General features: G+C 65.0%; 14 protein-coding genes and 1 pseudogene. 14 read left to right on the top strand and 1 reads right to left on the bottom strand.

Features of this window, described 5'->3' with window-relative positions; translation table 11 throughout:
• Positions 1-81: 81 nt before the first annotated feature.
• From CH274_RS27175 to CH274_RS27135, 9 genes are all read left to right on the top strand, one after another.
• A complete protein-coding gene (locus tag CH274_RS27175) occupies positions 82-1,290 on the top strand; it encodes a lipase family protein (protein ID WP_094659609.1) in 1,209 nt (402 codons plus the stop codon).
• Positions 1,291-1,316: 26 nt separating this feature from the next.
• A complete protein-coding gene (locus CH274_RS27170; protein WP_179275878.1) occupies positions 1,317-3,038 on the top strand; it encodes a CocE/NonD family hydrolase in 1,722 nt (573 codons plus the stop codon).
• A gap of 32 nt (positions 3,039-3,070) precedes the next feature.
• Positions 3,071-4,273: a lipase family protein gene (locus CH274_RS27165; RefSeq protein ID WP_032394163.1), complete on the top strand. Its 1,203-nt coding sequence runs from the start codon at positions 3,071-3,073 to the stop codon at positions 4,271-4,273.
• A 158-nt stretch (positions 4,274-4,431) separates the two neighbouring features.
• Positions 4,432-4,974: a DUF3558 domain-containing protein gene (locus CH274_RS27160; protein ID WP_143546652.1), complete on the top strand. Its 543-nt coding sequence runs from the start codon at positions 4,432-4,434 to the stop codon at positions 4,972-4,974.
• Between the two features lie 19 nt (positions 4,975-4,993).
• Positions 4,994-5,395 carry a hypothetical protein gene (locus CH274_RS27155; RefSeq protein WP_094659433.1) on the top strand — a complete coding sequence of 134 codons (402 nt, stop codon included), beginning with the start codon at positions 4,994-4,996 and terminating at the stop codon, positions 5,393-5,395.
• Positions 5,396-5,623: 228 nt separating this feature from the next.
• Complete coding sequence (locus tag CH274_RS27150) at positions 5,624-6,766, top strand: low temperature requirement protein A (RefSeq protein ID WP_094659432.1); 1,143 nt, start codon at positions 5,624-5,626, stop codon at positions 6,764-6,766.
• Positions 6,763-7,518 (top strand): phosphoglyceromutase, encoded by a 756-nt coding sequence (locus CH274_RS27145; protein WP_094646857.1) that lies wholly within the window; start codon positions 6,763-6,765, stop codon positions 7,516-7,518. Before CH274_RS27150 ends, CH274_RS27145 begins: the two co-directional genes overlap by 4 nt.
• Before the next feature lie 137 nt (positions 7,519-7,655).
• Positions 7,656-8,828, top strand: coding sequence for a sensor histidine kinase (locus CH274_RS27140; RefSeq protein ID WP_032393873.1), 1,173 nt, complete (start codon positions 7,656-7,658; stop codon positions 8,826-8,828).
• A complete protein-coding gene (locus CH274_RS27135) occupies positions 8,825-9,514 on the top strand; it encodes a response regulator transcription factor (protein ID WP_032393874.1) in 690 nt (229 codons plus the stop codon). Before CH274_RS27140 ends, CH274_RS27135 begins: the two co-directional genes overlap by 4 nt.
• An 81-nt stretch (positions 9,515-9,595) precedes the next feature.
• Here CH274_RS27135 and CH274_RS27130 read toward each other — a convergent pair whose 3' ends face one another.
• A complete protein-coding gene (locus tag CH274_RS27130) occupies positions 9,596-10,357 on the bottom strand; it encodes a hypothetical protein (protein ID WP_179272857.1) in 762 nt (253 codons plus the stop codon).
• A 111-nt stretch (positions 10,358-10,468) separates the two neighbouring features.
• Here CH274_RS27130 and CH274_RS27125 point away from each other — a divergent pair.
• From CH274_RS27125 to proC, 5 genes and pseudogenes are all read left to right on the top strand, one after another.
• Positions 10,469-10,723, top strand: a pseudogene (locus CH274_RS27125) (Ppx/GppA phosphatase family protein); the annotation flags it as partial.
• Positions 10,720-11,874 carry a hypothetical protein gene (locus CH274_RS27120; protein ID WP_094646858.1) on the top strand — a complete coding sequence of 385 codons (1,155 nt, stop codon included), beginning with the start codon at positions 10,720-10,722 and terminating at the stop codon, positions 11,872-11,874. The pseudogene CH274_RS27125 and the gene CH274_RS27120, both read left to right, overlap by 4 nt.
• A gap of 12 nt (positions 11,875-11,886) precedes the next feature.
• Positions 11,887-12,729, top strand: coding sequence for a sugar phosphate isomerase/epimerase family protein (locus tag CH274_RS27115; RefSeq protein ID WP_045198902.1), 843 nt, complete (start codon positions 11,887-11,889; stop codon positions 12,727-12,729).
• A 22-nt stretch (positions 12,730-12,751) separates the two neighbouring features.
• Positions 12,752-13,609: a thioesterase family protein gene (locus CH274_RS27110; protein ID WP_094659431.1), complete on the top strand. Its 858-nt coding sequence runs from the start codon at positions 12,752-12,754 to the stop codon at positions 13,607-13,609.
• 19 nt (positions 13,610-13,628) lie between these two features.
• Entirely contained in the window at positions 13,629-14,444 is an 816-nt protein-coding gene (gene proC / locus CH274_RS27105; RefSeq protein WP_032394165.1) for a pyrroline-5-carboxylate reductase, read from the top strand.
• Positions 14,445-14,559: the final 115 nt, after the last annotated feature.

Genomic DNA, 14,559 nt, shown 5'->3' with positions numbered 1-14,559 from the left:
TCGATTGTCCGTCAACGGTATCCGAATATCTCTCACCCGAACCTTGCGTTCGGGCCGATCGAAATCGAGAAGAATTTCGCCATGCTTCGCACCCTCGTGACCCTCACACTCGTCGTCGGGCTGATGTCGCTGTTGTTCGCTTCGGCTCCCCACGCGTCGGCAGCGCCCGGTGATCCGGCCCCGGTACCAGGCACGTTGTACGCGGCGGCTGCCGACCTGAACGGAAAGAACAACGGTGATGTCGTTGCCAGTCGGCGGTTTTCGAGCCCCCTGTATCCCGGCGCCGACATCTGGCAGCTCCAGTACCGGTCGTCCGATTCCCGAGGCGACGCCATCGCCGCAGTGACAACCGTTCTGGCACCGATGAACCGCGCCTCGGGCGGACCATTGCTGTCCTATCAACCCTTCGTCAACGCGCTCGGGCTGCAGTGCGCTCCGTCGGAGTCTCTGTTCGGTGCCGACCCGACGACCGGCGTCCAGGAACGTGAATTTCTCAATCTCGCGCTGATGCGTGGATGGACCGTGGCGGTACCGGACCATCTCGGGCCGAAAAGTGCGTACGGCGCAGCCAAGTTGGGCGGACAGATCACGCTCGACGGCGTCCGCGCCGCACAGCGCGTGCCGGAACTCGGTTTGGCAGCGAGCCCGGTAGGTATGGCCGGCTACTCCGGTGGCGGAATGGCGACGGCGTGGGCCGCGGCGCTCGCTCCCAGCTACGCACCCGAGCTGAACATCGTCGGTGCCGCAGCCGGAGGTGTGCCCGCAGATCTGGACAACATCGCCCGCGCATTGGGTTTTCAGCCCCACCAGGCATTCGGTCTCGCGTTCGCCGCCGCCCTCGGACTCGAACGCGAGTACCCGGATCGCTTGCCGATCACCGCACAACTCAATTCCACCGGTCTGGCGTTGAAGGATCAGGTGTTGAATGCGTGCACGCCGGTGATCCTGGCGACCGGAGCGTTCAAGAGTGCGCTGGCCGTCTCGACCACCACCTCTTTGGTGGACAGCCCCGAGGCACAGCAGATCATCGACGAGAACAGTCTGGTCAAGTACGCAGGTGTGCCGACGGCACCCACACTTCTGTGGGGAAGCGACAACGATCCGCTGATTCCGATCGGTGCGCTGCGTGACACTGCTGCGCGGTACTGCGCGAGTGGGGCCACGTTGCAGTTCGACGTCGTCCATGCACCGCAGCACATCCAGGCGGCATTCGAGGGGCTTCCCGCCGCACTGACATTCCTGGACAACAGGTTTCGGGGCGTCGCGCCGCCGACCAACTGCCTCCGATGAGACGGTGGGCAACTGTCGTCGCTGCCGTGACGACAGCTCTGGTTACGGCGTCGGTGCCCGGATACGCAGCGGATCTTCCGGTCCTGGCACCGCAGACGCTCGGCGGCTTCTCGGTGCAGACTCGGTACTTCGACATCGCAGTGGGACCCGAACGCGATCAGCACTGCACCGTCGTCGGAGATATCTATGTTCCTGCCGGGCTCGGACCGGACCACCGAGCCCCGGCCATTCTGACCAGCAACGGTTTCGGTGGGTCCAAGGACGACCAGGCAGGTGCCGCTGCCAGATTCGCCACCCACGGCTACGTGGTGCTGTCCTACTCGGCCCTGGGTTTCGGCGGCTCGACGTGCAAGATCTACTTCGCCGATCCTGATTACGACGGGATGGCCGCGTCGGCTCTCGTCGGCTACCTCGCCGGCGAGAGCGGCGGAGTGTTCACCGACCCCGCACGGACGGTGGCCGCTCCGGCACTCGACGTGGTTCGACTCGACGGACCCGGTGACCCGCGCGTCGGCTACCTCGGCGGTTCCTACGCCGGCGCAACAGGATTGGCCACGGCATCGGTCGATCCACGATTGGACACCGTGGCGTCGATGATCACCTGGAACGATCTGGCGCGGTCGATGGCACCGGACGGGGCGGGCCGCAGATCCGTCGGACCGGTCAAGAGCGTGTTCGGGTCGGCGTTTCTGGCCGCGGGCGCAATTCTGACCGGCCCGGGCGGATACGCAGTCGATCCGGCACGGGCGCAGGGGTGCCCGAACTACGCCCAGTGGGTGTGCGACGCCGCGTCCGCCTTCGCTGCCAATCGCGAACCCGGCCCGGAAACTCTGGCGGCGATGCGTCACGTATCGCCGGTGGACTACCTCGATCGCGTCGATGTCCCGGTGTTGCTCACGCAGGGCCAGAAGGATTCACTGTTCAGCCTCGACGAGGCGGCCGCCACCTACGAGACCATGCGTTCGCGTGGCGTCGAGACGTCCATGATCTGGCACTCGTGGGGACACAACGATCGGAAGGGTTATCCGGGAGAGTTCGACATCAAGGCACCCGACCCGTTCACTCAGCACGAAGCGGCACTGGTGGGCAACTGGCTCGACCGACACCTCAAAGATCGCGACGTCGACCCGGGGCCGGCATTCACCTATTTCAGAGATTGGGTGCCCTACAGCGGCGTCGCGTCGCCCGCGTACGTCGAATCCGAGACATTTCCGGTAGGTGCCCGACGCACGTTCCAGTTGTCGAATGGATCGCTGTCCGAGGGTGATTCGACGAATGGTGTTTGGAAACAGACGATTCGGGGTGCAGGTGCGTCGATGCCCACCACGTTCGGACTGCCGAATCTCGCGGGCGAGTTGCCCGTGCCACGGGTCTCGTTACCCGGTTCTGCCGCGAATTGGACGACCCCGCCACTGACCGAACCCATCGATGTCGTCGGCGCACCGACGTTGTCCATCAGTCCCACGGTGTCCGGTCCCGCGACCGTCTTCGTCACCGTGCTCGACGTAGCACCCGACGGTGCGCGCAGTCCGATCCATGGACTGGTTGCACCTGCCGTACTCAGCGGATCCGGCGAGCCGGTGACCATCTCGCTACCGAGCATCGTCCATCGATTCGACCTCGGACACCGCATCGCCGTCGAGATCACCGCGTCGGATCCGTCCTTCGCGGGTGGGCCGGGCCCAGCGGACGTCGTCGTGTCCTCGACGGATCCGATCAACCAGTTCTCTCTTCCCGTCGTTCCGTGATCTTCGATCTTGCTCACTCCGAAAGGCGCACCGTGATCCGAAAGCTTTCGACCCTGGGGTCCATCCTGGTGGCACTCTGCGTGTACCTGTTCGCAACGGGCACAACAGCGTCGGCGGCTCCCGCGCCGACGGCCCCCGATCCGGACGTCTTCTATGCGGCACCGGCCGACATCGCCGATCACGCGCCGGGTGACATCCTGGCCAGCCGTCGAGCGGACGCCTGGATGTACCCCAACACCGACATCTGGCAACTGAAGTACCGGTCCACCAACTCCGCAGGTGCACCGGTTGCCGCAGTGACCACGGTGCTGATGCCCCGAGGTAGAGGCGCAGGAACCCCACTGGTGTCCTACCAGGCCGTCATCAATGCTCTGGGCGTCAAATGTGCCCCGTCGCACGGACTGTTCACCTACGAGATCGGTGAAGCGCCGAGCCTGTACCTCGGTATGGTCGCCCGCGGTTGGGCGGTTGCGGTGCCGGACTACCTCGGACCGACCGGTGCCTACGGCGCTGCCGAGTACGAAGGTCGGTTGACGCTCGACGGGGTTCGAGCCGTGCAGAACTTCGAGCAGTTGCCGCTGAAGGACAGCCCCGTCGCGTTACTGGGTTACTCCGGAGGCGCACTGGCGACATCGTGGGCCGGTGCGATGGCACCGACTTACGCCCCCGAGCTGAACATCGTGGCCAGCGTGCATGGCGGAACGCCCGCCGACCTGGGATTGATCGCAAAGAACCTGGGCTACAGTGCCATTCCGCATCCGGCCTTCGGAATGGCGCTGGCGGCATCCCTCGGACTCGAACGTGAATACCCGACGGAGTTCCCCGTCTCGGAGAACCTGAATGCGGCGGGTCTGGCCCTGCGAGATCGTGTGAGCAACGAATGCAGGCGTCCCATCATCATCGGCGGAGCGTTCAAGAGCGCCCGGGACCTGTCGAATGTCGACATTGCCTCGCTGCCTTCTGCGCAGGCGGTTCTGAAGAAGAACAGTCTCGTGGAGTACGAGGGCGTTCCCACCGCCCCGGTGTACATCTGGCATGGGATCAACGACTTCATCACTCCCTTCGCGCCGGTGAAAGAGACGGTCGACCGCTACTGCGCAGCGGGCGCAACGGTGCAGTTCCGGGCGTACCCACTCGCCGAACACTTCAGCGGATCGCTCGTCGGACTGCCCGAGGCCTACGCCTACGTGGACGCGCGATTCCGAGGGGAGCCGGCTCCGTCGAATTGCGGCTGACCTCTGCTCGATGGTGACCTCACACCTTTTCTGACGACTGCGCGCCCCCACTCTGAAGTGAGCGGTGGCGCGCACTCGTCAGTAGGTGTGTGAGGTCGTCGCGGAACCGAACCGACATTCGCCGCGTCCAACAAGAGGTGAGGGCAACGCGGTGGTGGGTGGCGGGTCTGGTCGGCGTGATGGTGTCGGTCTCCGGATGCGGCGGGGCGACGAAGAGCGCGCCGGTTGCAGAGCCGACGAGCTCGGCGGTCGCGACACCGGTGGAAGACGAGCCATGGGATCCCTGCACCATCCCGAACGACGCCATCGAGGCAGCGGGATTGGATGTGGACAGCAAGAGCACGAACCTGTTCGGAGACGCGCCGTTGTCCACCGACTGGAAGACATGTATCTGGACAGACCCCGATCCGGGGTCGTGGTATTTCCTGGGAGTGTTCTCCTCTTACCACGATCTGGCTTATCTGCAGTCGAACGAGCAGTTCGGTGACTTCACGGCACCCGATAGTGCTGGTGCTGTGCAGTTTCGGCGAACTGCGAGTTACGACGAGGTCAGCTGCGGTGTCGCGTACGAAGTGGTCGGAGGAATCGTGTACTTCATTCTCGACGGTAGGGCCGGGCGCGAGGCGAAGGGCGAACCTTGTTCGGAAATCGGTCGAGTCACGGAATCCTTGCTGGCAAACCTACCGGCGCGGGCACGGTAGATCGAAAGATAGAGGTTCGATGACATCTGGAAACGGAGACCTGTTCGAGTCGATGCAGTATTGGCAGAACCTTTCGGAACGTGCCGAGGCGGGGTTGATGGAAATCCCGGAGGGCGTTGCTGCCCAGTGCGACCGGGTCTGCGCCGACTACATCGACCATCTTGCCGAAATGCTGGTGAAGACCAAGTTCCTCGTCGACTTCGACGCATTCGGCACGCTTCCTTCGGCTCAGCAGCTGGGGCGCAAGTTCAAGCGACTTGCCGATGGGGAAGAGCGGTCGGCGGCTGTTGCGATCAGGCAACATATCGAAGTCATCGAATTGATGCGCTCGGTGTTTCGTCGCTATTTCGTCGAGACCGAGGAGCTCGATGAGAGTGTGGGAGCTCGAATCGGCGCGATCGGGGCGGACCTGGGTGAGTGAGCCGGTAACCTCACACCCTTTCTGTCGACCTCACACACCAGCCAGGACTCGAACCCCAGCGCGCAGTCGGGAAAAGGGGTGTGAGGTGCCGACACTACCCACGCCGAAGCGTCGAACAATGTCCGAAATGTCCGCAATATCAACCCTCGCAACACAATCGAGACAACGCTCACGAATGGGATGACCTAGTCTGCGATCGTGAACCCTTCCGCTGCCCGTTTGGTGCCGATGCGACCTCGTGATCCGTACGAGCCGCATCGCTCCGCGAGCCCACTCGAATTGTTCTTCGACCTGGTGTTCGTGGTGGCCGTCAGCATTGCGTCGGTTCAACTCCATCACGACCTCACCGAGAACCACATCGCCGACGGTTTGCTCGGCTATGCGCTCGTGTTCTTCGCGATCTGGTGGGCGTGGATGAACTTCACGTGGTTCGCGACGTCCTTCGACACCGACGACTGGCTGTATCGGACGCTGACCGTCGTACAGATGGCCGGGGTGTTGGTGCTCTCCGCAGGAATCGAATCGGCGTTCGTGGACCAGGATTTCACCATCGTGGTGATCGGGTACGTGGTGATGCGCGTGGCGATGGTGACTCAGTGGCTGCGGGCATCGCGAAGCCCCGAACATCGACAGACCGCGCTGACCTATGCGATAGGCATTGCGGGAGTGCAGGTTCTGTGGATTCTCTGGGTACTGCTGCTCGACGGCACCGCCGCGATCGTCGTGTTCGTCGTACTCGCGGGCGTCGAGATGTCGGTACCGCTGATCGCCGAGCGGCAGGGCACGACACCGTGGCATCCGCACCACATCACCGAACGCTACGGACTGTTCACACTGATTCTGCTCGGCGAATCCCTACTCGCGTCGGCCAACGCGATCATCGAGGCAATTCACGACGAGACCGCCCTCGCACCATTGATCTCGATCTCCGTCCTCACTCTCGTCGTCACCGCGAGCCTGTGGTGGATCTACTTCTGGCCCCCGCATCACCGAGCGATCGGAAAATTCGGCAACTCGGTGATCTACGGCTACGCCCACTACTTCATCTTCGCGGCAGCAGGCGCGTTCTCGGCCGGCATCGAGGTCGAGATCGACGTACTGACCGAGCAGAGCAAGCTCGGCGACACCGCCGCGTCGTTCACGGTCACGATCCCGATCGCGGTGTTCGTGTTCGGGGTCTGGCTCATCGCTATTCGTGCCCACGCCGATCGAGTGGTCAACGTCGTCGTCCCCACCGGTGCTGTGCTCGTGCTGTTCGACCCCGTCATTCCCATCCCGATCACCCTGACCGCCGTCGTGATGATCGTCGTCGTCGGCGTGCTCGTCGTACGCGGGCCGGCGCAGCCGGAGCATGAGAAACTGACCACATGAGTATCGGAACCTTGATTCTGCTTCGTCACGGCGAGAGCGAATGGAACGCGTCCAACCAGTTCACCGGTTGGGTGGACGTGCGACTGACCGAGAAGGGTGAGGCCGAGGGCAAGCGCGCAGGCCAGCTCCTCGCCGAGGCGGGCACCCTGCCCGACCTGCTGTACACCTCGCTGCTGCGTCGCGCGATCAGCACCGCCAACCTCGCACTCGACGCGGCCGACCGGCACTGGATACCCGTCGTCCGCGACTGGCGTCTGAACGAACGGCACTACGGCGCACTACAGGGACTGAACAAGGCCGAGACCAAGGACAAGTACGGCAACGAGCAGTTCATGCTGTGGCGTCGTAGCTACGACACCCCGCCGCCGCCCATCGAGATCGGCAGCGAGCACAGCCAGGACGCCGATCCGCGCTACGCCCATCTGGACAGCGTTCCGCTGACCGAATGCCTCGCCGACGTCGTCGAGCGCCTGATCCCGTACTTCGAGGAGACGATCGTCGCCGACCTCAAGGCAGGCAAGAACGTCCTCGTCGCCGCGCACGGCAACTCGCTGCGCGCTCTCGTGAAGTACCTCGACGAGATCTCCGACGCGGACATCGCCGAACTGAACATCCCCACCGGCATTCCGCTGCAGTACGACCTCGAGGAGGTCGACGGAAAGCTCAAGCCCACCAACCCGGGCGGCACCTACCTCGATCCGGAAGCAGCGGCCGCAGGCGCAGCTGCCGTGGCAAACCAGGGCGGCAAGTAGCGCCACCTCCCGCAAACCGACGTTTTGTCGTAACTGCAGGTGAACGATCGAAGAACACTGCCGACGGGGACTATGACGACCAGGGAAATGCCTGCACCCTGCGTATGTGAGCTGTCCATCGAACGTACGATTCCGGTGTGAGTGTCGCATCGGCCGTACTACTGGCTATCGCCGCGGCCTTCGTGGGATACCTCGTCGGCGGTGTTCTGATCCCGTACCTCAACACTCGACACTCGGAGCGTCGCCGAGCCAGCTCCGGCCTGACGATGTCGCAGGTACTGGACCTGATCGTCCTCGCATCGGAGAGCGGCATCGCCGTCGTCGACCAGTTTCACGACGTGGTGCTGTTCAACCCGCGCGCCGAGGAGCTGGGACTGGTGCGTAACCGTCTGATCGACGATCGTGCCTGGGAGACCGTTCTCAAGGTCCTGGCCGACGGAAACCCCGTCGAGGTCGACCTCAGCTCGAAGAACCCGAGAACCGGCCGCGACAAGATCGCCGTCCGCTGCGTCGCGCGCCTGCTGAGCAAGGAAGACAAGCGCTTCGTGGTTCTGTTCGCCGACGACGACTCGGAGCAGGTCCGGATGGAGGCGACGCGTCGGGACTTCGTCGCCAACGTCAGCCACGAACTGAAGACCCCCGTCGGCGCGATGAGCCTGCTGGCCGAGGCGCTGCTCGAATCGGCCGACGATCCGGACTCCGTCCGGCACTTCGGCGGCAAGGTCGTCGCCGAATCCAAACGGCTCGGCAACATGGTGACCGAACTGATCGCGCTCTCGCGACTCCAGGGAGCCGAGAAGCTACCCGACCTCGAGGTGGTCGACGTCGACACCGTCGTCAACGAGGCGATGGATCGATCCAAGCTCGCCGCCGAGAACGCCGGAATCTCCGTCACCACCGACCACCCGAGCGGCCTCGAGGTCCTCGGAGACCAAGCTCTGTTGGTGACGGCCCTGGCCAACCTCATCCAGAACGCCATCGCCTACTCCTCGGACGGCTCGCCCGTCTCGGTGAGCCGAGCTCTGCGCGGAGACAACGTGGCGTTCGCCGTCACCGACCGCGGCATCGGCATCGCCAAAGCAGACCAGGAACGCGTCTTCGAGAGATTCTTCCGCGTCGACAAAGCTCGGTCGCGGGCCACCGGCGGCACAGGCCTCGGCCTGGCTATCGCCAAACACGTCGCAGCCAACCACAACGGCAGCATCTCGCTGTGGAGCAAGCTGGGCACCGGATCCACCTTCACCCTCCAGATCCCTGCGTACTTCGAAGAAGAAGACGACGCTTCGGTTACAGAAAGAGAGAATCAGTGACCAACGTTCTGATCGTGGAAGACGAAGAGTCGTTGGCCGATCCACTGGCCTTCCTGCTCCGCAAGGAAGGCTTCGAGGCCACCGTCGTCGGAGACGGACCGTCGGCACTGGCGGAATTCGATCGCGCAGGAGCCGACATCGTGTTGCTCGACCTCATGCTCCCCGGCATGAGCGGAACCGACGTGTGCAAGCAATTGCGTTCGCGCTCAGGGGTTCCCGTCATCATGGTGACCGCACGCGACAGTGAGATCGACAAGGTCGTGGGGCTCGAACTCGGTGCCGACGACTATGTCACCAAGCCGTACTCGGCACGCGAACTCATCGCCCGCATCCGCGCAGTTCTTCGGCGCGGCTCCGACGCCGAGGTCGACGGTGGAGTCGACACCGGCGTGCTCGAAGCCGGACCGGTGCGCATGGACGTCGAACGCCACGTGGTGATGGTCGGATCCGAGCAGATCACGTTGCCGCTCAAGGAATTCGACCTACTCGAGTATCTGCTGCGCAACTCCGGTCGAGTGCTGACCCGCGGGCAGTTGATCGACCGCGTGTGGGGAGCCGACTACGTGGGCGACACCAAGACACTCGACGTGCACGTCAAGCGACTGCGCTCGAAGATCGAATCCGATCCGGCCAAGCCGGAACACCTGGTGACCGTGCGCGGACTGGGCTACAAGCTCGAGGGGTAGAGCCCGCGGCATGTGAGCGATGAGCCCGCGGTCGTTCCGCGGGCTCCACTCCGGTCTTCGTAGTGGGCTACGAAGTTTCGCTCACGTGCGGCGCAGCCGCTCCGCCTCACGAGTGGCCGGATGCACCGCGATCAGACCCAGACCGCGGCGACGCTTGCACAGCGACGCCAGTTCGTCGTACGCAGCCTTGCCGAGCAGCTCGGTCAACTCCGGCTTGTAGGACTCGAACACCTGCTTCGATCCGACGTGCGCGTCGGGCGAGCCCGAGCAGTACCAGTGCAGATCGAGACCACCCTCGCCCCAGCCGCGTCGGTCGTACTCACCGATCGTGGTCTTGAGAATCTCGGAGCCGTCCGGCCGCGTCACCCAGTCCTGAGTACGCCGGATCGGCAGCTGCCAGCACACGTCGGGTTTGACCTCGAGCGGTTCGATGCCCTTGCGCAGTGCCATCGAGTGCAGCGCGCACCCGATTCCGCCCTCGAACCCGGGTCGATTCTGGAAGATGCAGGCACCCTTGTAGCGCCGCGTACGCAGTGACTGCTCGTCGTCGAGATCGTCGTATTCGACGTACCCCTTCTTGCCGAGACCCTTGTCCATGAGCTGCCAGTCCTGGGGGGTGAGCAACTTCACCGACTCGTCGAGCTTGCGCTTGTCGTCGTCGTCGGACAGGAACGCGCCGTGAGAGCAGCACCCGTCGTCGGGCCTGCCCTCGACGGTTCCCTGACACGCCGGAGTCCCGAACACGCAGGTCCAGTTGGACAACAACCACGTCAGATCCGCGACGATGAGGTGTTCCGAATTGTCGGGGTCGGGGAACTCGACCCATTCTCGAGGGAAATCCATCTCGACCTCTGCAGCGAACGGCTGCTGCTCACGACCTGCTGTCACAAACGACGACGGTAGACCCAGTACCGTGGGCATGTGCGAATAGGGGTGCTCGACGTCGGTGCAGACGCGGCTCGAGTCAACTCCTCGAGGCAACTCGTAGCGTTCGTATCGCGGATCATGGCGGCCGACCGTGCAGAATCGGTAGGTGTCAGCGCCGACGGGTCGCCACAACTGGCGGCCGGGGCTCTGGTCGCGGAGGCGAGCATGCGGGCATCGACAACGGAGTCACTCGAGATATGCCCGTGGGCGCTGAAGGAAGGTTTGATGTTGAGGAAGCTGGACCCCGAAACCGACGGCGATCTGGTGGGGAGTTCGAGATGAGCGACACCAACCCGGAGGACACCGGACAGATCTCGGTTGCCGAGCTCTTGGCCCGAAACGGTCAGAAGACGAACCTGAGCGCGGGCGGTCGCCGTCGCCGTGGCGTCAAGGGCGGCATCTCCGTCGCCGAGCTGACCGGTGAGATCCCCGTCGTTCGTGACGAGCCCGGCAACCGCAGCGCCCCGGTTGTCGAGACCCCGGCCCCCGACGAGCCCGAGCCCGAGACGTCCGACGTCGCTCCGGCAGCGCCGCAGAGCAACGATGCGGCCGAGGACGCTGCACCCGCCGCCGTCTCCTCGCGGCCACAGCCGGCTCGGCCGCAGAGCACTCGCCCCACCCCGTTCCAACCGGCAGGCAAGCGCGAGAAACAGCAGCCGGAGCCGGAACTGTTGTCCGGTTCCACCACGGTTGCCGGTGACCTGCTGAACCGCTCGCACGACGACACCGAACGCGCCAGGCACCCGGTGGCACCGACGGCGGCTGCGACGCCGACGTCGGATCGGCTTCCGTACGGATCCACCCCGGCCGAGCAGAGTCGGACCCGCAAGCCGGTTGGCTTCCGCGCACCGCGGCAGGTCGAGGTGGCCGAGCCGAACACCGATGTCGCTCCGCGAGCAGCGGTCGTCGACGTCGACGACCTGACCAAGACCGTGGTGTCTCCGCGCCTCGCGCGCGTCGAGGACACCACAGCTGAGTCGGCGGGGGTCGAGACGTCCGCCGCCACCGAGGTCGTCGATCTCGTGAAGCCGGGGATCGACGACGAGCCGAAGACCGCGACCGACGTCGAAACCGACACGGCAACCGACGACGCACCGGACGCGGAGGCCGACAGCGCGACTGCGGCCTCGCGCACCGATCGACGGGCAGCGGCGGTCAAGGGCAAGGGCGGTGCCGTCCGGCAATGGCTGGTGCTGATCGGTCAGGCCGTGGTGTCGATCGCCGTCGGTGCGCTGCTGTTCAAGGGCTTCGAGCAACTGTGGGACGTGCTGCCGTGGGTCGCGCTGGTGCTGTCGGTGCTGGTCATCGTCGGGCTCGTCGCAGTGGTGAGAATTCTGCGGCGCACCGACGATCTGATGTCGATCGTCATCGCGATCGCCGTCGGCGTCTTCGTCACGCTCGGTCCGCTCGCCTTCCAGCTCAGTACCGGCTGAGCCGGCACGCCGATGGGTGCGCAGCGAATTCGGGTGGGACTGTCCACGGCCTCGGTCTACCCGCAGAACACCGAGGCGGCGTTCCGGTACGCAGCGGAGCTCGGGTACGACGGCATCGAGCTGATGGTGTGGGCCGAGTCGGTCAGCCAGGACGTCGACGCGGTGGCCGCGCTCTCGCGGGAGTACTCGATGCCGGTGCAGGCCATCCACGCGCCGTGCCTGCTGATCTCGCAGCGAGTGTGGGGATCGGATCCGGTCGCCAAACTCGCCCGGTCGGTCGAGGCGGCCGAGAAGCTGGACTCGGCGACGGTCGTGGTGCACCCACCGTTCCGGTGGCAGCGCAAGTACAGCGACGGCTTCGCCGATCAGGTCGCCGAACTCGAAGCGAACTCCCACGTGGTGGTCGCCGTCGAGAACATGTTCCCGATGCGGGCCGACCGCTTCTTCGGGCGCAAGGAGAAATCCGCACAGCGACTCGAACGACGCGGTGGTCCGGGCGCAGCCCTGTCGGCGTTCTCGCCGTCGTACGACCCGACCGACGTCGGCCACGATCACTACACGCTCGACCTCTCGCACACCGCCACCGCAGGCTCGGACGCGCTCGAGATGCTCGACCGGATGGGCGAGGGCATCGCGCACCTGCATCTGGCCGACGGCCGGGGCGCATCGGTCGACGAGCATCTGATCCCCGGTCACGGCAGCCAGCCGTGTGTCGAGGTATGCACCGAACTGGTGCGCCGCGGCTTCGAGGGTCAGGCAGTGATCGAGATCAACACGCAGAACGCGCGCACGGTCCCCGAACGATCGTCGATGCTCGGACAAGCACTGCAGTTCTCCCGCGCACACCTGTCCTGAGGCCGCCGGTAAGTTGTCGTCAATGAGTTCCGCCAGCCCCTTCAAGGCCGCCACCACCCTGACCGCGCTCGAGGTCGACGCCGACACCGCATCGTTCGCGGGCGCGATCGACTCCACCTGGACCATCGGTCCCAAGGTGCACGGCGGCGCGATGCTCGCGGTCTGCGCCGCAGCAGCGCGTCAGCAGATCGTCGGTACCGACCCGGAGCAGGCCGAGGTCCAGCCGCTCGCAGTGAGCGTCAGCTACCTGGCCGCACCCGATCCCGGCGAGGTAGCGCTGACGACCATCGTGCGCAAGCGCGGTCGCCAGGTCTCCCACGTCGACGTCGAGCTCACCCAGGCCGGACGCGTTGCCGTGCGGGCGGTGGTGACCCTCGGTCGTCCGGACTCCGACGAACCCCACCACGAGACACCGACGTCGTTGTCGTCGATGGCCGTCGAACCTCCCGCCGAGACACTCGCGGTGGCAGGCGATCATCCGATGGCGTCCATCGTGCACGTCGCCAAGGGCTGCGAGATGCGTATCGACGCATCGTCGGCCTCGTTCCTGACCGGTCAGCAGGGCGAGGCGGAGATTCGATTGTGGGTGCGCCCCTTCGCGGGCGACGAGGCCGACGTCGACACCGCCGTGCTGTTCGCGCTGATGACCGGAGACATCTCGGCCCCGGTGACCATGAACCGCGGAATGTTCGGTTGGGCTCCGACCGTGCAGCTGACGACCTACCTGCGACGCCGTCCGGCACCGGGGTGGCTGCGCGTGGCGGCGACCAGCACCGTCATCGGCAGCACCTGGTTCGAGGAGGACCACGTGGTGCTGGATTCGACCGGTGCCGTCGTGGTGCAGAGCAGACAGTTGGCGATGGTGCCGCGCTCGAACTGACATGGCAGGCTTGGCGTCCATGACGAGAATTGCAGTGATCGGCGGCGGACGGATCGGCGAGGCGTTGATTGCGGGACTCCTCGAGTCCGGCCACGCTGTGCGCGATCTGGTGGTCGCCGAGAAGTCCGAGGCCCGCGCCAAGGAGATCGCCGAGGAATTCGGAGTACTGACCACCACCGTCGGTGACGCATCCGAGGGTGCCGACGTGATCGTGCTGGCGGTCAAGCCGGCCGACGTCGAAGCGGCACTGAACGAGATCACGAAGATCGAACTCGACGGCGATCGCGAACAACTCATCGTCTCGCTGGCCGCAGGCGTCCCGACCGCCAAGTTCGAGCCCAAGCTCCCCGCCGGTTTCCCGGTCGTTCGGGTCATGCCCAACACCCCGATGTTGGTGGGGGAGGGCGTCAGCGTGTTGGCACCGGGCAAGTACGCCCGCGCCGAGCACCTCGAACTGGTGCGCTCGATCCTCTCGGCCGTCGGCAAGGTGGTCGTGGTCAAGGAGAATCAGCTCGACGCCGTGACGGCCGTGTCCGGCTCCGGCCCGGCCTATTTCTTCCTGGTGGCCGAGGCCATGATCGACGCGGGAGTAGGCCTGGGATTGAGCCGCGACGTGGCATCGGCGCTCGTGGTTCAGACGATGGTGGGGTCGGGGGCGATGCTCGATCGCTCCGACGAGAGCGCGAGCGAACTCCGATACGCCGTGACTTCTCCGGGCGGAACCACCGCCGCTGCGGTGCGCGAACTGGAGAGAAACGGCCTCCGAGCAGCGTTTTTCGATGCCCTCGGTGCCGCGAATGCCCGATCCGTTGAGATGGGCATCACAGCAGAATAAAAAATCTTTTCCCCACTCCCGTCGCAGTAACCCCATCTGTCCCTATAGGCTCGGGGGCAGCACGTGCGTGTCTGTTCGGCAGGAGGGGAAGCCTGCCGCATGAGACGTGCCGGAG

This window comes from Rhodococcus sp. 06-418-5 (assembly GCF_002258285.1).
Lineage (GTDB): Bacteria > Actinomycetota > Actinomycetes > Mycobacteriales > Mycobacteriaceae > Rhodococcoides.
Note: the sequence above shows the minus strand (reverse complement) of the source record. Positions and strands in the feature narration are given on the sequence as shown.